The following is a 19466-nucleotide window of genomic DNA, read 5'->3' on the forward strand; positions in this document are numbered from 1 at the left end:
GCCGGCCGTGTGGGGGGCGGTGGTGGACCGCGGGGCCACCTGCCCCGGGGCCGCGGGGACGGGCGGACGCACCGCCCGTCCCCGCGGCCGAGCGGTCATCGGTGGGGCCATTCGGCGTAAGCCGCCGCGACATGCGACGATGTGCGGCATGTCGCAGCAGCCCCCCGGTCGGAGCACGGCCCCGCCGTCCAAGCGCCCCGACGCGTCCATGCTGCTGCTGACGAACGTGATGGAGCACAGCCTGGACGACGGCTACGCCGAAGCGGCGGCGCGGCGGGCGGCGGAGGGGCGTGCGGGGATGCCCCGCACGCTCAAAGCCAAACTCGGCCTCGCCGCCTGCCTGGTCCTCGCTGCGCTGGTCGTCACGCTCGGAGCCGCCCAGGCGCGGGTGACCGCGCCGGTCCTGGCCAAGGAGAAGCAGGAGCTGATCGACCGTATCGACGCCGAGACGGCGGCGGCCGACACCCTGGAATCCCAGGTGGAGCAGGTCCGCGACGACGTCAGCAGCCGGCAGCGCAAGGCCCTCCAGGAACACGGGGGAGACCAGGGCGAGCTGGTGGCGCTGCTCTCCGGGGCCACGCCCGTGCACGGGCCGGGGGTCAAGGTCGTCGTGGACGACGCCGAGGACACCGACCAGGGTGGTGGCGGGCCCCGGGAGACGAGTGGCTTCTCCGACACCGGGCGGGTCCGGGACCGGGACATGCAGCGCGTCGTGAACGGGCTGTGGGAGTCCGGCGCGGAGGCCATCGCCATCAACGGACAGCGGCTGACGGCCCTGTCGGCGATCCGGGCCGCGGGCGACGCCATACTGGTCGACAACAAACCGCTCGTGCCCCCGTACTCGGTGCTCGCGGTGGGGGACGGCAAGAAGCTGGGTGCGGCCTTCCGGGACAGTGCCGACGGCCAGTACCTGCAGGCGCTGAAGGACACCTTCGACATCCGGACCAGCATCTCCGTCCAGGAGAAGCTGAGCCTTCCGGCCGCCCCGAGCCTGATCGTACGGACAGCAGAGCCCTACAAGGCCGCAGACACAGGGAAGGGCACATCGTGATCGCCGTACTGGGCCTCGTCGTGGGAGTCGTGGTCGGACTGTTGGTCCGGCCCGAAGTTCCGGCGGTGGTCGAGCCCTATCTCCCCATCGCCGTCGTCGCCGCGCTCGACGCGGTGTTCGGCGGGCTGCGGGCCATGCTCGACGGCATCTTCGTCGACAAGGTCTTCGTGGTCTCGTTCCTCTCGAACGTGGTCGTGGCGGCCCTCATCGTCTTCCTGGGCGACAAGCTGGGCGTCGGCGCCCAGCTCTCCACGGGCGTGGTGGTCGTCCTGGGCATCCGCATCTTCTCCAATGCCGCGGCGATCCGCCGGCACGTCTTCCGGGCCTGATGCCGATGAGCAACGACGCATTCAACGACGGCGGGGAGCAGCCGGCGGACGCCCCTCAAGAGCTCACCGGGCGTCAGCGGCTGGTCGCGGGCCTCTGGCCGCTCCGGGTGACCCGCGCCCAACTCATCGTCGCCCTCCTGCTGTTCGGCCTCGGCCTCGGGCTCGCCATCCAGGTGCGGTCCAACAGCGACAGCAACGCCCTGCGCGGCGCGCGCCAGGAGGACCTGGTGCGCATCCTGGACGAGGTGGACGACCGCACACAGCGGCTGGAGGACGAGAAGCAGCGCCTCGACGCCCAGCGCACGGAGCTGGAGAACAGCTCCGACCAGGCCGAGGAGGCCCGGAAGCAGACGGTCGAGAAGGAGCGGCAACTCGGCGTGCTCGCCGGGACCGTGGCGGCCCACGGCCCAGGGATCACCATGACGGTCGACGACGTCGGCGGTGGCGTGCGGCCCGACATGCTGCTCGACGCCCTGCAGGAGCTCAGGGCGGCCGGAGCCGAGGCCGTCGAGGTCAACGGGGTCCGCGTGGTGGCCAATACGTACTTCTCCGGTGACGCGGGCTCCGTCAAGGTGGACGGGCGCAAGATCACCGCGCCGTACGTCTTCAAGGTCATCGGCAAGCCGCAGGATCTGGAACCGGCGCTGAACATCCCCGGGGGTGTCGTGCAGACGCTGGAGAAGGAGCAGGCCACGGTGCATGTCGCCCGCGCCGACGACATTGCCGTGGACGCCTTGCGACCGGCGGAGCGGCCTGACTACGCTCGGTCGTCGGGCCAGTGATCCCCGGGCGCCCGGGCGTCGGGGAACACGAGCGGACGGTTGCGGGGGGTCGCCGCATCGTAATCGTGGCGCGTGGTGGAAACTGTCGGGTGGATACGGACGTTGTGAAGATGTCCGGGTCGGCAGGTGTATTCATTCAGGGTTCGTCCTGCCCCACGGGCGGGTCTGTTTCGGTCAAGGGGAATCGCCCGTGAAGTTGTTTGGGAAGTTGTTCGGCAAGAGCGCCCGCGATGAGGCCGCACGTCATCGTGCGCCGCGCCACGGTCAGCCCGACGAGCAGGGCGCGGAGCGCCCGCTCTTCCGCGACCAGGTGGCAGGCCAGGGGGGTGACTACCCGGGCGGTCCCGGCGCGTCGTCCGTTGACCCTGCCGGTCCCGGCCGCATAGGTTTCGGAGCCCCGAGCCAGGAGGCTTCGTCCATGCCGGTGTGTACGAGGTGCGGCCACCGCAATGCCGAGGCCAGTCGTTTCTGCTCCAACTGCGGCGCTCCGCTGCGGGGCGGGATCCCGGAGCGCGCCTCGGAGACGACGTCGACCATCTCGATCTCGGGCCTCGAGGCGTACGAGGCGGAGGCCACCGGCCAGACCGCCGTGCCGTCGCTGTCGCCCGAGGCGCAGGCCGCCGTCGACGCCCTGCCGCTCGGCTCGGCGCTCCTGGTGGTGCGACGGGGCCCGAACAGCGGCAGCCGGTTCCTGCTGGACGGCGAGCTGACCACGGCCGGCCGCCACCCGCAGAGCGACATCTTCCTGGACGACGTGACGGTCTCCCGCCGTCATGTGGAGTTCCGCCGGGGTGCCGACGGCAGCTTCACGGTCGGGGACGTCGGCAGCCTCAACGGCACCTATGTCAACCGTGAGCGGATCGACTCCGTCGCCCTGTCCAACGGCGACGAAGTGCAGATCGGCAAGTACCGGCTGGTCTTCTACGCGAACCAGCGGGGCATCTGACCCGCCCCCGGACGCCGTCCGGGGGGAACCCCAGGAAGGTCCATGCTGAGAACACCGAGCGGCGGTGCCCGACACGGCGCCGCCGCCGACAACCGGCCGATGAGCATCGGCACGGTGCTCCTGCAACTGCAGGAGGAGTTTCCCGAGGTCACCATCTCCAAGATCCGCTTCCTGGAGGCCGAGGGGCTCGTCGAACCGCAGCGGACCCCTTCCGGCTACCGGAAGTTCGTCGCGGCGGACGTCGAGCGGCTCGCCCAGGTGCTCCGCATGCAGCGGGACCACTACCTGCCGCTGAAGGTCATCCGTGAGCATATGGACGCCCTCGCCCGCGGCGAGCAGGTGGCCCTCCCGACGCCCGGCGGGGACCCGCGGCAGGCGGACGACGAGCCCGCCGGGGCGCCGGGCCGGGCCACGGCCGCCCGTATCGGCCGCGCGGAGCTTCTGGTCGCCGCCGAAGTCACCGAGAGCGACCTGGACGACTGGGAGTCGTACGGGCTGGTCGTGCCCTCGGCGGACGGCGGGTACGACGCCGGGATGGTCACCGTCGCCAGGCTTGTGGCGGAACTGGGTCGATTCGGTCTGGAACCTCGTCATCTGAGGGCCGTGCGGGCTGCCGCCGACCGGGAGGCCGGGCTCATCGAGCAGATGGTCGCGCCGCTGCGCCGGCACCGGAATCCGCAGACCAGGGCGCATGCGGAGGCGACCGCGAAGGAGCTGGCGGAGCTGTCCGTACGGCTGCATTCCGCGCTCGTGCAGACCGCTCTGCAGGTACGGCTGCACTGAAGGCGGACCAGCCCGACTACCCAAACCTGCCGGGCACGTCCTAGGGTTGCTGTGTGAACGAGCTCGACGTTGTGGGTGTCCGGGTGGAAATGCCCTCCAACCAACCGATCGTGCTCCTGCGTGAAGTGGGAGGCGACCGGTATCTCCCTATTTGGATCGGTCCCGGTGAGGCGACCGCAATCGCCTTCGCCCAGCAGGGCATGGCTCCGGCCAGGCCGCTGACCCATGATCTCTTCAAGGATGTGCTCGAGGCCGTCGGCCAGGAGCTCACCGAGGTCCGGATCACGGACCTGCGCGAAGGGGTTTTCTACGCGGAGCTGGTCTTCGCCGGCGGTGCCGAGGTGAGCGCGCGGCCTTCCGACGCCATAGCCCTCGCCCTGCGTACCGGCACGCCGATCTATGGCAGTGACGGGGTGCTGGACGACGCGGGGATCGCGATCCCCGACGAGCAGGAGGACGAGGTGGAGAAGTTCCGCGAGTTCCTCGACCAGATCTCTCCGGAGGACTTCGGGACGAACAACAGCCAGTGACGTCTACGGGGGCGGCCACCGGCACATCCGGTGAGCCTTTCCCCGTCAACGGTCACGCGAAACCACCCTCAGGGTGATTATCACTCGGCGTGCCGAGTGTGGCGATCGTTGACGCACCCCGGGTGACTGCCTACCTTCGAGTGGGCAGGTCAAGGACGGAGGTCGGCGTGAGAAGCAGCGGCGACGGTACGGCAGCGGGTGCGCCGTATCCGCAGCAGGGGAGTACGGCCGGCCGGACCATCAGGCAGTCGGCCGCGCCGGCTGCGACGGCGGGGGGCGGCGTGGCATCGGCCGACGACATCGGCTACCGAGGGCCCACGGCGTGCGCGGCGGCGGGAATCACGTACCGGCAGCTGGACTACTGGGCACGCACCGGTCTCGTGGAGCCGAGCGTCCGTCCGGCGTACGGGTCGGGCACCCAGCGGCTCTACAGCTTCCGGGATGTCGTCCTGTTGAAGATCGTGAAGCGCTTCCTCGACACCGGAGTGGCGCTCCAGAACATCCGGACCACGGTCCAGCACCTGCGGGCCCGCGGCTTCCAGGACCTGGAGCGGATGACGCTGATGAGCGACGGGGCCACGGTCTACGAGTGCTCCTCACCGGCCGAGGTGGTCGACCTGCTCCAGGGCGGCCAGGGCGTCTTCGGGATCGCCGTCGGAGTGGTCTGGCGGGACGTCGACGCGGCCCTGTCGCAGCTGCACGGGGAGCGCGTGGACACCGGCGAGACGCTGATCGGGCACAACCCGGCCGACGAGCTCGCCCGGCGCCGCAACCGGGCCGTCTGAGCCCCTGAGGGCGCGCCCCGGGGGCGGGAATCGCGGGCGCCCGGCCCGGGCCGACGCGGCGATTGTCAGTGCCGTAGGGCAGCATCGGCTGGTGTGAGAGCCGCGCCCACCATCCTGCACCTGGACATGGATGCCTTCTACGCCTCCGCGGAGCAGGCCGCGAAGCCCAGCCTGCGCGGCAAACCGGTCGTGGTGGGCGGGCTGGGGCCGCGCGGGGTCGTCGCGACCGCGTCGTACGAGGCGCGGCGCTTCGGGGTGCACTCGGCGATGCCGATGGCGCAGGCGAGACGGCTCGCTCCGAACGCCGCCTACCTGGTCCCGCGCTTCACGCTGTACCGGACGGTGAGCGACCAGGTCATGGAGCTGCTGGGCCGGCTCTCACCGCTGGTGGAACCGCTCAGCCTGGACGAGGCGTTCGTGGACCTCGAAGCGGGTGGCACGGCCGATGACACCGCCTCCGCCCTGGAGATCGGCCGGGAACTGCGCGAGGCCATCCGGGCGGTCACCGGGCTGAGTGGTTCCGTCGGGCTCGCCGGCTCCAAGATGCTCGCCAAGATCGCCTCCGAGGAGGCCAAGCCCGACGGGATCCGCCTGATCGAGCCCGGGACCGAACGCGCGCACCTCGCGCCCATGCCGGTGCGCACCCTGCCCGGCGTCGGCCCCGCCACGGCGGACCATCTGCGCCGCGCCGGCATGACGACGGTCGACGACCTCGCCGAGGCGGGCGAGGCGGAGCTGGTCCGGCTGCTGGGCAAGGCGCACGGAGCCGCGCTGCACCGGATGGCCTCCGGCTTCGACGACCGGCCCGTCGTCGCGGAGCGGGACGCGAAATCCGTATCCGTCGAGGACACCTTCGACATGGACCTGCACGACCGTGTCCGGGTGCGCGCCGAAGTGGAACGCCTGGCCGACCGGTGCGTCCAGCGCCTGCGGGGCGCAGGGCGCTCAGGGCGCACGGTGGTCCTCAAGGTGCGCCGGTACGACTTCTCCACGCTGACCCGCTCCGAGACGCTGCGCGGGCCCACGGACGACCCCGCGGTCGTCCGGGAGGCAGCCGCCCGGCTCCTGGAGGCCGTGGACACCACCGGCGGGGTGCGGCTGCTGGGCGTCGGCGTCACGGGGCTCGCCGACTACACCCAGGAGGACCTGTTCGCCCAGGCTGCCGGTGCCCGGGAGGCGGCGGCCCTCCCGGAGGACGACGGGGCACGGCCGCGGGAGGACGCAGACGGCCGCGAGGCGGCGGCGGACGGCGGGCCCGGACCGCAGGAGACCGCCGAGCAGCCGGCCGCGCGCCGCTGGCCGGCCGGGCACGACGTGCTGCACGAGGTCCACGGACACGGCTGGGTGCAGGGGAGCGGGGTCGGCCGGGTGACCGTGCGGTTCGAGGAACCGGGCGCCACGGCGCCCGGCCGGGTGCGTACGTTCCGCGTGGACGATCCCGCGCTGCGGGCCGCCGACCCCCTGCCGCTCGTCCCGGACCCGCCCGACTACTCCTCCTGGCCCGCCAGCCGGCCGAAGTCGCGGTCCGGGGCCGGCGGGCCCGGTGCGGCGTCCAGGCCGTAGTGACGGTAGAGCTGGAGCTCCTGCTCGGGGGAGAGGTGCCGGCCCACGCCGAAATCGGGGGCTTCCTTGATCAGCGCCCGGTCGAAGGGGACGCGCAGCGTGTCGTCCACGAATTCGCTGGGCTCCAGGGGGACGAAGGCGTCACGGCTGAAGAGCCCGGTGCGCACGGCAGCCCATTCGGGGACGCCGGTCGCGTCGTCCAGGTACACCTCGTCCACGGTCCCGATCTTGGTGCCCTTGCGGTCGAAAGCCTTGCGGCCGATCAGGCTGCGCGGGTCGATGTCGGTCTGCACGGGGTCCCTCCCACACGGGTCGCGGCTGGTCCACAGGGACTACAGAAATGCAGTTCCGTGGTCTTGGCCACTCGAGAATTCTCGCCGTGTACCCCGCTGGTAGGCTGGCCATGGCTGCTGACCCCGTGCGGGAGAGTCGTCCGGAGTCGATCCGGAGGACGCCGAAGGAGCAAATCCTCCCCGGAATCTCTCAGGCCCCCGTACCGCACGGACGAGGTCACTCTGGAAAGCAGGGCGGGTTGCGCGCGGCCGATGGGCCGTACGGAGCCTCTCCCTCACCGACGGTGAAAGCCGGCGCCCGCGTGGTGCCGGTGAAGCTCTCAGGTTGAGATGACAGAGGGGGAGGCCGTCAGGGCACCCGACGCCGCGGTGCCCCTCGCAGGTCGTGACAGACCAGGAGGCCTCCACCATGACCCCCCGTCGCACCCCGCTCACGCAGCTGGAACAGGGCATCCCCTTCGAGCAGCGCCACATCGGCCCGGACGCCGAGGCGCAGGCGAAGATGCTCGCCCAGGTCGGCTACGGCTCGCTGGACGAGCTGACCGCGGCCGCTGTGCCCGACGTGATCAAGAGCGCCGAGGCGCTGGCCCTGCCGGGGGCCCGGACCGAGGCCGAGGTGCTGGCCGAACTCCGCCTGCTCGCCGACCGCAACCAGGTCCTCGCCCCGATGATCGGGCTCGGCTACTACGGCACGTTCACCCCGCCGGTGATCCTGCGCAACGTCATGGAGAACCCCGCCTGGTACACGGCCTACACGCCGTACCAGCCCGAGATCTCCCAGGGCCGCCTCGAAGCCCTCCTGAACTTCCAGACGATGGTCGCCGAGCTGACCGGCCTGCCCACCTCGGGCGCCTCCCTGCTCGACGAGGGCACCGCCGCCGCGGAGGCCATGGCGCTCGCCCGGCGCGTCGGCAAGGTCAAGAACGGCGTCTTCCTGGTCGACGCCGACACCCTGCCGCAGTCCGTCGCGGTCATCGAGACCCGCGCCGAGCCGACCGGCGTCGAGGTCGTCGTCGCCGACCTCACCGACGGCATCCCGGCCGAGGTCGCCGAGCGCGGCGTCTTCGGTGTGCTCCTCCAGTACCCGGGTGCCTCCGGGGCCGTCCGGGACCTCAAGCCCGTGATCGACCAGGCGCACGAACTGGGCGCGATCGTCACCGTCGCCGCCGATCTGCTGGCCCTCACGCTGCTCACCTCGCCCGGCGAGCTGGGCGCCGACATCGCCGTCGGCACCACGCAGCGCTTCGGCGTGCCGATCGGCTTCGGCGGCCCGCACGCCGGCTACATGGCGGTCCGCGACACGTTCGCCCGCAGCCTGCCCGGCCGTCTGGTCGGTGTCTCCGTGGACGCCGACGGCAACAAGGCGTACCGGCTGGCCCTGCAGACCCGCGAGCAGCACATCCGCCGTGAGAAGGCCACCAGCAACATCTGCACCGCGCAGGTGCTGCTCGCCGTCATGGCGGGCATGTACGCCGTCTACCACGGCCCCGATGGCCTGCGCACGATCGCCCGGCGCACCCACCGCTATGCCGCGATCCTCGCCGAGGGCCTGCGTGCCGCCGGCGTCGACGTGGTGACCGGCTCCTACTTCGACACGCTCACCGTCCGCGTCCCGGGCAAGGCCGGCGAGGTCGTCGCCGACGCCCGCGAGCGCGGGGTGAACCTGCGCCTGGTGGACGCCGACACCGTCTCGCTGGCCTGCGACGAGACGACGACCCGTGCCCAGGTCGCCGCCGTCTGGGCCGCTTTCGGCGCCGACGGGGACGTCGAGGCGCTGGACGCCTCGACCGAGGACGCGCTGCCCGAGTCGCTGCTGCGCACCGACGCGATCCTCACCCACCCGGTCTTCCACCAGCACCGGTCCGAGACCGCGATGCTGCGCTACCTGCGCAAGCTCGCCGACCGCGACTACGCGCTGGACCGCGGCATGATCCCGCTCGGCTCCTGCACCATGAAGCTGAACGCGACCGCCGAGATGGAGTCGATCACCTGGCCCGAGTTCGGCGCGCTGCACCCGTTCGCGCCCGCCGAGCAGGCGCAGGGCTTCCTGACGCTCATCCGCGAGCTGGAGGAGCGGCTGGCCGAGGTCACCGGTTACGACGCGGTGTCCATCCAGCCGAACGCCGGCTCGCAGGGCGAGTTCGCGGGGCTGCTGGCCGTCCGCGCGTACCACCGCGCCAACGGCGACGAGAACCGGACCGTCTGTCTGATCCCGTCCTCCGCGCACGGCACCAACGCCGCGAGCGCCGTGATGGCCGGCATGAAGGTGGTCGTCGTCAAGACCGCCGACGACGGCGAGGTCGACATCGAGGACCTGCGCGCCAAGATCGCGCAGCACCGCGACGAGCTGGCCGTGCTCATGATCACCTACCCGTCGACGCACGGCGTCTTCGAGGAGCACGTCGCCGACATCTGCGCCGAGGTGCACGACGCCGGCGGCCAGGTCTACGTCGACGGCGCCAACCTCAACGCCCTGGTCGGCCTGGCCAAGCCCGGCCGGTTCGGCGGCGACGTCTCGCACCTCAACCTGCACAAGACCTTCTGCATCCCGCACGGCGGCGGCGGCCCGGGCGTCGGCCCGGTCGGTGTGCGCGCGCACCTCGCGCCCTACCTGCCCAACCACCCGCTTCAGCCCGCGGCGGGCCCGGAGACCGGCGTCGGACCGATCTCGGCGGCCCCCTGGGGCTCCGCCGGCATCCTCCCGATCTCGTGGGCGTACGTACGCCTGATGGGCGGCGAGGGCCTGAAGCGCGCGACGCAGGTGGCCGTACTCGCGGCCAACTACATCGCCAAGCGCCTCGAACCGCACTACCCGATCCTGTACAACGGCCCGGCCGGTCTCGTGGCGCACGAGTGCATCGTGGACCTCCGGCCGATCTCCAAGGCGACCGGCGTCAGCATCGACGATGTCGCCAAGCGGCTCATCGACTACGGCTTCCACTCGCCGACCATGTCGTTCCCGGTCGCCGGCACGCTGATGATCGAGCCGACCGAGAGCGAGGACCTCGCGGAGCTGGACCGCTTCTGCGACACGATGATCGCGATCCGCGCCGAGATCGAGAAGGTCGCGTCGGGGGAGTGGAGCGCGGACGACAACCCGCTCGCCAACGCCCCGCACACCGCCGCCGCGCTCGGCGGGGAGTGGAAGCACGCGTACAGCCGGGAGGTGGCGGTGTTCCCGGCCGGGGTCTCGGCCGCCGACAAGTACTGGCCGCCGGTGCGCCGGATCGACGGGGCGTTCGGTGACCGCAACCTCGTCTGCTCGTGCCCGCCCCTGGACGAGTACGACAACTGATCAGGTGAGCGAAGCGGTGTGACGCGGACACGCGTCGGGGCCGGTGCGGAGACTCTCCGGGCCGGCCCCTTCTCCGTACCTGCCGCTCAGGCGGCCTTGACCACCCGGCTCGCCGCCAGGGGCCTGTGCGGGGCGATGATCTGCCCGTCCGGAAGCAGCTCACCGGTGTCCTCGAAGAGCAGGACGCCGTTGCACAGCAGGCTCCAGCCCTGCTCCGGGTGGTGGGCCACCTGGCGGGCGGCCTCCCGGTCGGCTGAGTCGGCTGTCGGGCAGGGTGGCTGGTGCTGGCACATGGATGGGTTCTTTCGCTGCGTCGAGTTGAGTGGCCTGCGGTGTGAAGAGGTGTTCATGACCGCCCCCGTATCGATCGGTCGAATCCCAGTGTTGCCCTACGGGCGACAATCCGCAGGGATTTCGCCGCAGCGCTTCCACTCCTCCCATGACGCGTCACCCGCCCGGACGGTTCAACTCAACTGCACTGTCACTTCGGGTGGTTCGGGGTGGCCGGATGGGACTAGTCCGGATGGGCGGGGTGCCGTACGCGCGTCCGCGTGCCGCGCCCCGCCGCCCGGAGGGGGCGACGGGGCGCGGCACGCGGAGGGGACGGTCTCAGGCCGGGGCCGGCGAGCCCAGCAGCGGACCCGGGCCGGGCGTGATGCGGGTGGTGATCACCGGCAGCAGGTCGGCGGCCCGGTGCGGCCGGTGGGCGGCGAAGCCGGGAGGCGCCGGGGACAGCGGCACGAGCACGTCGTCCGGAGCGGGCGCGCCGCAGGAGGCGTCCGCCGTCGGGTCGCCGTGCAGCCACAGGGCCAGCATGTACAGGTCGGGGATGGACAGCAGCCTCGGCTGGTAGGGGCCGCTCATCCCTTCCGCCTGGCGCAGCGCCAGCTCCGTCGAGGCGATGTACGGGCCCTCGAAGAAGTGCGAGAAGGCCCAGCCGTCCGCGGTGAGCATGGTGTCCGCCGCCGCCACCGCCCGCTCCGTGCTGCGGATCTGGAAGCGCCAGGCGGCGAGCCGGGTGGCGGGTGCGAGGTCGCCCGGGGCGACGCCCAGCACATGGACGGGCAGCGGGTGTTCGGGGCTCAGAGGTCCCTGTGCGGACCGCAGGGCGGGCGTGCGGGCCTCGCGGACGGCGGTCGGTGAACCGAGCGCCGCGAGGACGCTGCGCAGCGCGGGCGCGGGGGCCGGGGGAACATGCAGCGGCATATTGGGTCGCCTCTCACTTCGGAGACACGGTGGTGCGCGGGCGGGTGCGGACGGCGTTGTCGGCGTGCGGGGCCAGAGGAGGCCGGTGACTGAGCCGGTGCGTCAACTCTCTGCCTCGTCCGCGGAGTTTATACGACACGTGTTCACGCGGTGTTTCCACTAGCCGCCACGGCTATTGCCGGCAAGGCGGTATCCGGACTTTATTATGCGGAGATCATGCTGATTCGGCGCGAGCGGCGCAGCCGCCGCCTCGGGTTTTTCCCGCGCTGCGGTCGGCCGAAACCCGTCGGGGCTTTACGGGCCCGCCGCACGGGGAAACGGCCCCCTGCGTCATGCCGAGTGAATGTGCCCGGGGCCCCGGCGCTCAGATTAGCGTGTGTGCGCCGTCCGCGGGGCGTTACGGATCACGTCCTGCGGGCATTATCGATCGTGATGCGGGCGGCCCGGGCCGCGTGCCGCCACTTGAGGAGGACACTTCGATGGGGGAGAAGGTCGTCGCGGGCGCCTTTGACCTGTCCGACCGGCAGAGGTATCGGAAGAAGCTGCAACAGTGCCTGGAGGCGCTGTCCGGGCTCCTGGCCGAGCGGCGGTTCGACCGGCCGCGCAACCTCATGGGCATGGAGATCGAACTCAATCTCACGGGCGCCGACGCCATGCCGAAGATGTTGAATGGGCAGGTGCTGGAGCGCATCGCGAGTCACGATTTCCAGACGGAACTGGGGATGTTCAATCTTGAGGTGAACATAGTCCCCCATCATCTGTCGGGGCGTGTTCTGGATCAGTTGGCCGAAGAGCTGCGGACCGGACTCGGATATGCCGACCGCAAGGCCGGTGAAGTCGATGCCGGGATCATGATGATCGGAATCCTGCCGACGCTCGGCCGTGACGACATGGTCCGGTCCAATCTCTCCGACGTCGACCGCTACGCCCTCCTGAACGATCAAATGCTGGCGGCGCGCGGGGAGAGTTTCTCGCTCGATATCGAAGGCGTCGAGCGGCTGGTCGCCACCGCCGGATCGATCACCCCGGAGGCTGCCTGCACCTCGCTGCAACTGCATCTCCAGGTCACTCCGGAACGCTTCGCCGACGTGTGGAACGCGGCGCAGACCGTCGCCGCCGTCCAGGTCGCCCTGGGCGCCAACTCGCCGTTCCTCTTCGGCCGCGAGGTGTGGCGTGAATCGCGGCCGCCGCTGTTCGAGCAGGCCACGGACACCCGGCCGCCCGAACTGCGCAACCAGGGCGTGCGGCCCAGGACCTGGTTCGGGGAGAGGTGGATCGGCTCGGTCGAGGAGCTCTTCGAGGAGAACCTGCGCTACTTCCCGCCGCTCCTGCCCATCTGCGACGAGGAGGAGCCCCTGCGGGTCCTCGCCGACGGCGGGGTGCCCCAGCTGAAGGAGCTGGTCCTCCACAACGGCACGGTCTACCGGTGGAACCGCCCGGTGTACGGGATCGCCGACGGCGTCCCGCACCTGCGGGTGGAGAACCGGGTGCTGCCCGCGGGCCCGACGGTCGCCGACGTCATCGCCAACACCGCGCTCTACTACGGCCTGGTGCGGGCGCTGGCGGGGGAATCGCGTCCGGTGTGGACCCGGATGCCGTTCTCCGCCGCCGCCGAGAACTTCGAGACCGCGTGCCGCCACGGCATCGAGGCCGAGCTGCTGTGGCCCCGGCCCGGCCGCTCCGGCGGGCTGACCCGGGTGCCCGTGACGAAGCTGGTGCGCGACGAGCTGCTGCCGCTCGCCGCCGCCGGGCTCGACGGCTGGAACATCGAGCCGGCGGACCGGGACCACTACCTCGGCATCATCGAGGAGCGGTGCAAGCGGCGGACGAACGGCGCGTCCTGGCAGGCCGACGCCTACCACCGGGGACGCGAGGCGGGCCTGGACCGGAGCGCCGCGCTCGCCGCGATGACCCGGCGTTACGGCGAGCTGATGCAGGGCGGCGACCCGGTGCACACCTGGCCGGCGGGCGTCCCGGCACCCTGACGGGCGGCCGGTGCGCCGCCGGTCCGGCCGCCTGCCCCTACTCCCCGGCAGCCCGGGCGGCCTGGCTCGCCGTCATCACGGCCTGGAGGATCACCGCCTGGATCTCGGCCGGGTCGTTCACCTGGTAGCCCCCGCCCCCGGTGACCTCGGCGATCTCCTCCAGCTCCGTGCGGTCCGCCTCGGGCCCGACGGCGATGGCCAGCAGCGGGACCGGGCGCGTCGGGTCGGCGATGGACTTCAGCTCCTCCACGAGGGCGGAGCGCGAGATGGACCGCTCGTCCTGGTTGGACCCGTCCGTGAGGATCACCACCGCGTTGAACTTGCCCTTCACATACGTGCGCTGCGCCTCCTTGTACGCGGCCAGCGCGGTGTCGTACAGACCGGTTGCGCCGTCCGGCACCGGCCGCAGCGCGGCGAAGGCGGCGGCGAGCTTCTCCCGGTGGGTGCCGCCGCCCTTCACGGGGTCGCCGAGCCTGGCGGTCGTCACCAGCCGGCGGTAGTCCTTGTCCCCGTCGAGCGTGGTCGCGAACTCCCAGAGTCCGACCTCGTCGTCCGGGGTGAACTGGTCCAGCGCCTGGATCAGCGACGCCTTGGTGACGTCCATCCGGGACCGGCTGCGGCCCGGCACCGTCGCGGCCATGGAACCGGAGGCGTCGACCACGGTGGTGAGCCGCGCGCTCTGCACGGTGATCGTCCACATGCCGAGCGTCTCCTGGAGCGCCTCGTCCGTCGGGGCGGGCGGCTGCGTGGCGTCGTACGGCTGGGGCGACCGGCCGCCCGCCGCCGCGACCAGCTTCCCGTCCGCCGTTCCGTACGTGGTCCGGAAGCCGTGCTCCCGGAAGGTGCGTACGGAGCTCTCCTCGGAGAGGAGGATCATGAACCGCAGCGCCGCCCGGCTCTCGTCCGTGGACTGGTGGCGCTCGTCCACCATCGTGAGCGGGTAGTTGAGCAGGGGGGTCCCGTCCTCGGGATAGAACAGGTCCAGCTTGCCGTCGGCCGTCGACTCGGCGTTGTGGGCGAAGGCGGCCTGTTCGGAGAGGAGCACCGCCTGGTTGCGCGCCGGGTTGCCCGCCTCGGCGCCCGAGCCGTCCTGCGGCAGGGTCGCCACGACCTGGGTGTCCCCGTCGGACATCCGCTGGGCGAGCAGCTTCGCGGTGGCCGCGACCCGGGTGTCGCTGTCGCCGCCCTGCTTCCCGGCGGAGACGCCGATGCTGTTGAGGGCCAGCAGGCCGGTCGCCGAGCGTGCGGGGTCGGCGGAGCCGAGACGTACCCGGTCGGACTGCATGGCCGCGCCCGTCAACTCGGCCCAGGTGTACGTCTTCTTCGGCCAGCCGAGGCTCTTGGCGGCGCGGGGGACGCCGGCGAGCGCGACCGGTGAGGTGGCGACGGAGGCACCGGGGGTGATGGGGGTGCCGTCCCCGGCGCCCTTGGCCCTCGTCAGCCACAGGTCCGAGTCGGGGAGCCATATCTGGTAGTCGGGACGGCCTCCGCTCGCGAGCGCGTCCGCGACCTTGTACGAGTCGCGGGCCACCACGTCCACGTCGACGCAGCGCCCGTCCGAGCGCACCTCGTCCGTACGCGCCCGGTCGGCGATGGCACGTACGGCGGGAGCGATGTCCGGGGAGGCGGCCATCGACAGGTGGACGGCACCCTCCTCGCACGACGTGGAGAACGGGAGCAGACCGCCCTGCACGGCGACCGCCGCTCCCCCCGCCACGACGAGGACGAGCACGGTGGCGATGGCCACGTTCCGGCGGCGGCGCGGTGGACGGTCCCCGCCTCCGGCCGCCGGTCGGTCATCGGGCAAGCTGTGACGTCCCATGTCGGTGGTGCCCCTCCTTGAGGATGTACAAGGAAAAGGGGGACCACGCCATCGGCAATGGCGCTCGTCCCCCGGCCAGTCGCGCATGATCTTCGTACCTGCATTCGAGACCCTAGCGGGGCGGTGAAGGGCGTGGGACGCGAATGCACAACTGAGGGCAGGTGTACAGGTGGAGGCGGGGCGCGTGGCTGATTCTTTTCCCCAGGAGGCCGTGTCACAACGGATTCTCCGGTCCGAGACGGTGCTGGTACTGGCGCTCTCGCTGGGGGCGAGCGGCGTATCCGCCCTTATCAGCTTTGTCGGATCGCTGACGAAACCAGGGGGTTTGAAGGACCAGGCGGCGACCCTCAACAGCTCGGCCGCCCCGGGCCGCCCTTGGCTGGATCTCGCCTGGCAGCTCTTCGGTATCGCGAGCGCGCTGGTGCCCGTCGCGCTGGTGGCGCATCTGCTCATCCGGGAAGGGACCGGGCTGCGGGTCCTCGGCTTCGACCGCACCCGGCCCGGACAGGACGCGGCCCGGGGCGCGGTCGTCGCGGCGGGCATCGGCAGCGCCGGGCTGGCCTTCTACCTGGTGGCCAGGGCGGCCGGCTTCAACCTCACCGTCGTGCCCGAGTCACTGCCCGACGTGTGGTGGAAGTTCCCCGTGCTCATCCTGTCGGCCCTCCAGAACGCCGTACTGGAAGAGGTGATCGTCGTCGGATACCTGCTGCGCCGGCTGGGGCAGCTGGGCTGGACGCCGATGGCGGCACTGCTGGCGAGTTCGGTGCTGCGTGGCTCGTACCACCTCTACCAGGGCATCGGCGGCTTCATCGGCAACATGGTGATGGGCGTCGTCTTCGTGCTGCTGTACCGGCGCTGGCAGCGGGTGGGCCCCCTCGTCGCGGCGCACGCGCTGCTGGACATCGGCGCGTTCGTCGGGTACGCCCTGCTCGCCGGGAAGGTGGGCTGGCTGCCCACGCCGTGAGCCCCGGTGTCACGGGCCGACGAGGAGTTCGCCGTCCAGCACCGTGACCGCGCGGCCGGTCAGCAGGGTGCGCGCGCCGCGCAACGAGGTGTGTACGAGACCGGAGCGGGCGGAGACCTGGAGCCCGGTCAGCCGGTCGCGGCCGAGCCGGGCCGACCAGAACGGGGCGAGAGCGGTGTGCGCGCTGCCGGTCACCGGGTCCTCGTCGATGCCCACGGCCGGGAAGAAGCCGCGCGAGACGTAGTCGTACGCACGCATCGGCGTGGAGGCGGCCGTGGCGATGACGCCGCGCCGCGAGAGGGCGGCCAGCGCCGCGAAGTCCGGGGCCAAAGCCCGTACGGCCGCCTCGTCCGCCAGCTCCACCAGCAGGTCCCCGACCTGCGCGCCGGTGTCGTGCACCGACACCGGCTCCGCGCCCAGGGCCTCCGCGAGGCCGTCCGGGGCCGGCTCGGGGGTCAGCGGGGCGGTCGGGAAGTCGAGCGTGAGGGAGCCGTCCGGGTGGGCGGCCGACGTCAGCGTGCCGCACCGGGCGGCGAAGCGGACCGTGCCCGTGGCGGCGCCCGTGGTGTGCAGGACATGGGCCGTGGCGAGGGTGGCGTGGCCGCACATGTCCACCTCGGTGACCGGGGTGAACCAGCGCAGCGCCCAGTCCGCCTCGCCGCCCGGCGGCAGCGGATGGGCGAACGCGGTCTCGGAGAGGTTCAGCTCGGCGGCGACCTGCTGGAGGAAGGAGTCCTCGGGGAAGCCCTCGGGGCCGAACAGCAGGACGCCGGCGGGGTTGCCGGTGAAGGGGCGGTCGGTGAACGCGTCTACGGTGCGAATCCTCATGCGCCGACCGTAGGGCTCCGTCCCGGCCGGGAACCAAGGCCAATCCCGGACCGGTGGCACCGAAACCGCGCCCGGCTTGACCTTGTCACGGTGACAAGCGCTTCACTCGGCCGTGAGGAGGTGGTCCCGATGACCACGGCGAACGAGGACACGGACATCACACGCGCGCTGCGCGGGCTGGAGCATGGTGACGCGTCGGTGCGGTTGCGGACCGCGCTGGCGGTCGGATCGGCGCCCGACGCACGGCTGGTGGACCGGCTCGTGGAGCGGTGCGCGACCGAACCGGACTTCTCCGTACGGGAGATGCTGACCTGGGCGCTCACCCGGCACCCGCGGGACCTGACGGTGCCCAGGCTCGTCGGCGAGCTCCGCTCGGAGCGCCCGCAGGCGCGCGGCCAGGCCCTGCACACGCTGTCCAAGACCGGGGACCGGCGGGCCTGGCCGGCGATCACCCGGGCCCTGCTCACCGACACCGACGAGGAGGTGGCGCGCGCCGCCTGGCGCACCGCGGTCGTCCTCGTGCCCGAGGACGAGGCGCCCGCACTCGCGGAGGTGCTGGCCGGGCAGCTCGGGCGCGGCGGACGTGAGACGCGGCTGAGCCTCAGCCGGGCGCTGATCGCACTGGGGGCGGCGGCCGCTCCGGCGCTGGACGCCGCCGCCGCGCACCCCGAGCCCCGCGTCCGCGAGCACGCGCTCGCCACCGAGGAGCTGCGGCGCGACCCGGACGCCGGGTTCGACCTCGCGATCGAGGAGGCGAAGCGGAGGGTGGCCCTCGGGGCGTACGGTCGGGAGGGGTGAGGGATGGTGCTGATCGGTGAGGTGGCGCGGCGGTCCGGGGTCAGCGCGCGCATGCTCCGGCATTACGAGTCGCTGGGGCTCGTGCGGCCCACGGGGCGCAACGACGTCGGATACCGCGAGTACTCCGGTGAGGACGTCCGGCGCATCTTCCACATCGAGAGCCTGCGGTCCCTCGGCCTCTCGCTGCGTGAGGTGGGGCGCGCCCTGGACGATCCCGGCTTCAGCCCGGCCGGTCTCGTGGACGACCTCGTCCGGCGGACCCGGGAACGCATCGCGAGCGAGACGGAGCTGCTGACCCGGCTCAGCCGGATCGGCGCCGCCGAGCCCGGGGACTGGGAGGGTGTCCTGCGCACCGTCGCCCTTCTCCAGGCGCTGGGCTCCGCCAGCCCGGGGACCCGGCAGCGGGCGGCTCTCTCCTCGGCGGGCGAGGCGCCCGTGCCGGTGGAGGCCCTGGTCGAGGCGGTGCTGAGCGAGCGGGACCCGAGCGTGGCCGGTGCGCTGCGGTGGGCGCTGGCGCGGACGGGCGACGGGCTCGCCCTGCTGGCTGAGGGCCTGGACTCGCCCGTCGCGGCGGTGCGCGCCCGCGCGGTGCGGGCGGTCGCCGGGATTCCGGGCGAGGCGGCGAGCGCCCTGCTGCGCGACGCCCTCGGGCATCCCGATGTCGCGGTACGCCAGTTCGCGGCGCCGGCGCTCGGTGCGCGCGGGGTGGCCGAGGCGGTCCCGACGCTCATCGACATGGTCGCGGACGCGGTGCGGGACGTGGACGCGGCCGACGCGCTGGGTGTGCTGGCAGCCGGTCCGGATACGGCCGAGCGGATCGCCACCGCGCTCGTCGAGCGCCTCGCCGACACCACCCTCGACGCACCGGCCCGCCGCCGCCTCACCCAGGCACTGGCGGACATCCCGGGCCCGACGGCGACCCGGGCGCTCGGGGAGCTTGCGGAGGACGGGGACCGGGGGGTCGCGGTGACGGCGGTGTACCTGCTGGGGCTGCGGGGGCGATGAGGGCGCGGTCACGTCGCGCGCAGGGCCGCCGCAGCCTCCAGTAGGGGCCAGCCGTCCACCTCCGTCCGACGCCGGTCGTCCGGCTGCCATCCGCGGGCGGCGGCCACGTCGAGCAGGGCGCGGACGGCGCCCGGTTCGTGCAGGTTGAGGGAGGCGCCCCGGACGTATCCCACGTCTCCGGAGCCCAGGGGAGCCCCGCCCGGGACGTACCGGTCCGGGCCCTCGGCGAAGACGATGCGCAGCGACCCGCCGGAACCGGCCGGCTGCCGGTGCAGCGTGAGGACCTGGCGGCAGGAACGGCCGTCGTCGTGCAGGTGACGCAGCGTCCACAGATACGTGTGCCCGTCGGCGACCAGCCGCCGGGCCTTCCTCGCTTTGCGCGGCATGGGCAGAAGGCTACGGCGCCCGATGTGCGGGGCGGGCCGCTCCGGGGTTGTCATGCAATCCTTTCCGATATATCGTTGAGGCATCGCGACAGTACAGCGATAGGAAACAGATCGA

At 72.2% G+C, this 19466-nt stretch carries 19 protein-coding genes and 1 riboswitch; of the genes, 13 read left to right on the plus strand and 6 right to left on the minus strand.

All coding sequences use genetic code 11. From position 1 onward, the window contains the following. Positions 1 to 148: 148 nt before the first annotated feature. From ACLQ2N_RS31695 to ACLQ2N_RS31730, 8 genes are all read left to right on the plus strand, one after another. On the plus strand, positions 149 to 1051 hold the full coding sequence (locus tag ACLQ2N_RS31695) for a DUF881 domain-containing protein (RefSeq protein WP_425818471.1): 903 nt from the start codon (positions 149 to 151) through the stop codon (positions 1049 to 1051). Next, positions 1048 to 1380, plus strand: coding sequence for a small basic family protein (locus ACLQ2N_RS31700; protein WP_003970459.1), 333 nt, complete (start codon positions 1048 to 1050; stop codon positions 1378 to 1380). Before ACLQ2N_RS31695 ends, ACLQ2N_RS31700 begins: the two co-directional genes overlap by 4 nt. 5 nt (positions 1381 to 1385) lie before the next feature. Continuing rightward, positions 1386 to 2162: a DUF881 domain-containing protein gene (locus ACLQ2N_RS31705; protein WP_425818476.1), complete on the plus strand. Its 777-nt coding sequence runs from the start codon at positions 1386 to 1388 to the stop codon at positions 2160 to 2162. Positions 2163 to 2292: 130 nt separating this feature from the next. Further along, complete coding sequence (locus tag ACLQ2N_RS31710; RefSeq protein ID WP_425818727.1) at positions 2293 to 3108, plus strand: FHA domain-containing protein; 816 nt, start codon at positions 2293 to 2295, stop codon at positions 3106 to 3108. Between the two features lie 42 nt (positions 3109 to 3150). After that, entirely contained in the window at positions 3151 to 3891 is a 741-nt protein-coding gene (locus ACLQ2N_RS31715) for a MerR family transcriptional regulator (protein ID WP_425818478.1), read from the plus strand. A gap of 53 nt (positions 3892 to 3944) precedes the next feature. Next, the gene (locus tag ACLQ2N_RS31720) at positions 3945 to 4421 is read left to right on the plus strand and encodes a bifunctional nuclease domain-containing protein (protein ID WP_164403789.1); all 477 of its coding nucleotides are present in this window, start codon (positions 3945 to 3947) and stop codon (positions 4419 to 4421) included. 239 nt (positions 4422 to 4660) lie between these two features. Next, the gene (locus ACLQ2N_RS31725; protein WP_425818729.1) at positions 4661 to 5206 is read left to right on the plus strand and encodes a MerR family transcriptional regulator; all 546 of its coding nucleotides are present in this window, start codon (positions 4661 to 4663) and stop codon (positions 5204 to 5206) included. 93 nt (positions 5207 to 5299) lie between these two features. After that, positions 5300 to 6769: a DNA polymerase IV gene (locus ACLQ2N_RS31730; protein WP_425818480.1), complete on the plus strand. Its 1470-nt coding sequence runs from the start codon at positions 5300 to 5302 to the stop codon at positions 6767 to 6769. Here the strand turns inward: ACLQ2N_RS31730 and ACLQ2N_RS31735 are convergent. Continuing rightward, positions 6694 to 7062 carry a PRC-barrel domain-containing protein gene (locus ACLQ2N_RS31735; protein WP_425818482.1) on the minus strand — a complete coding sequence of 123 codons (369 nt, stop codon included), beginning with the start codon at positions 7060 to 7062 and terminating at the stop codon, positions 6694 to 6696. The two genes, ACLQ2N_RS31730 and ACLQ2N_RS31735, sit on opposite strands and share 76 nt — an antisense overlap. Positions 7063 to 7180: 118 nt before the next feature. Continuing rightward, positions 7181 to 7278: riboswitch (glycine riboswitch) on the plus strand. Positions 7279 to 7471: 193 nt separating this feature from the next. Between ACLQ2N_RS31735 and gcvP the strand changes: the two genes are divergently transcribed. Continuing rightward, positions 7472 to 10357, plus strand: a complete 2886-nt coding sequence (gcvP, locus tag ACLQ2N_RS31740) for an aminomethyl-transferring glycine dehydrogenase (protein WP_425818484.1) — start codon at positions 7472 to 7474, stop codon at positions 10355 to 10357. Between the two features lie 86 nt (positions 10358 to 10443). On the opposite strand, the gene ACLQ2N_RS31745 is transcribed toward gcvP, so the two are convergent. Together ACLQ2N_RS31745 and ACLQ2N_RS31750 are read right to left on the minus strand one after the other, a co-directional pair. Beyond that, a complete protein-coding gene (locus ACLQ2N_RS31745; RefSeq protein WP_073969024.1) occupies positions 10444 to 10650 on the minus strand; it encodes a DUF5999 family protein in 207 nt (68 codons plus the stop codon). Positions 10651 to 10966: 316 nt separating this feature from the next. Continuing rightward, positions 10967 to 11563: a hypothetical protein gene (locus tag ACLQ2N_RS31750; RefSeq protein ID WP_425818486.1), complete on the minus strand. Its 597-nt coding sequence runs from the start codon at positions 11561 to 11563 to the stop codon at positions 10967 to 10969. A 479-nt stretch (positions 11564 to 12042) separates the two neighbouring features. Between ACLQ2N_RS31750 and ACLQ2N_RS31755 the strand changes: the two genes are divergently transcribed. Next, positions 12043 to 13548, plus strand: coding sequence for a glutamate-cysteine ligase family protein (locus ACLQ2N_RS31755; protein ID WP_425818488.1), 1506 nt, complete (start codon positions 12043 to 12045; stop codon positions 13546 to 13548). A gap of 37 nt (positions 13549 to 13585) precedes the next feature. Here ACLQ2N_RS31755 and ACLQ2N_RS31760 read toward each other — a convergent pair whose 3' ends face one another. Next, on the minus strand, positions 13586 to 15370 hold the full coding sequence (locus ACLQ2N_RS31760) for a substrate-binding domain-containing protein (protein ID WP_425818490.1): 1785 nt from the start codon (positions 15368 to 15370) through the stop codon (positions 13586 to 13588). A 184-nt stretch (positions 15371 to 15554) separates the two neighbouring features. Between ACLQ2N_RS31760 and ACLQ2N_RS31765 the strand changes: the two genes are divergently transcribed. Continuing rightward, positions 15555 to 16334 (plus strand): CPBP family intramembrane glutamic endopeptidase, encoded by a 780-nt coding sequence (locus ACLQ2N_RS31765; RefSeq protein WP_425818492.1) that lies wholly within the window; start codon positions 15555 to 15557, stop codon positions 16332 to 16334. Between the two features lie 9 nt (positions 16335 to 16343). Here ACLQ2N_RS31765 and ACLQ2N_RS31770 read toward each other — a convergent pair whose 3' ends face one another. Next, complete coding sequence (locus tag ACLQ2N_RS31770) at positions 16344 to 17162, minus strand: PhzF family phenazine biosynthesis protein (RefSeq protein ID WP_425818494.1); 819 nt, start codon at positions 17160 to 17162, stop codon at positions 16344 to 16346. A gap of 129 nt (positions 17163 to 17291) precedes the next feature. Between ACLQ2N_RS31770 and ACLQ2N_RS31775 the strand changes: the two genes are divergently transcribed. Then, on the plus strand, positions 17292 to 17960 hold the full coding sequence (locus ACLQ2N_RS31775) for a HEAT repeat domain-containing protein (protein ID WP_425818496.1): 669 nt from the start codon (positions 17292 to 17294) through the stop codon (positions 17958 to 17960). A gap of 6 nt (positions 17961 to 17966) precedes the next feature. Then, complete coding sequence (locus ACLQ2N_RS31780; RefSeq protein WP_425818731.1) at positions 17967 to 18965, plus strand: HEAT repeat domain-containing protein; 999 nt, start codon at positions 17967 to 17969, stop codon at positions 18963 to 18965. Between the two features lie 8 nt (positions 18966 to 18973). Here ACLQ2N_RS31780 and ACLQ2N_RS31785 read toward each other — a convergent pair whose 3' ends face one another. Next, positions 18974 to 19351 carry a hypothetical protein gene (locus ACLQ2N_RS31785; protein ID WP_425818498.1) on the minus strand — a complete coding sequence of 126 codons (378 nt, stop codon included), beginning with the start codon at positions 19349 to 19351 and terminating at the stop codon, positions 18974 to 18976. Positions 19352 to 19466: the final 115 nt, after the last annotated feature.

Source organism: Streptomyces sp. DT224 (genome assembly GCF_049844595.1).
GTDB lineage: Bacteria > Actinomycetota > Actinomycetes > Streptomycetales > Streptomycetaceae > Streptomyces.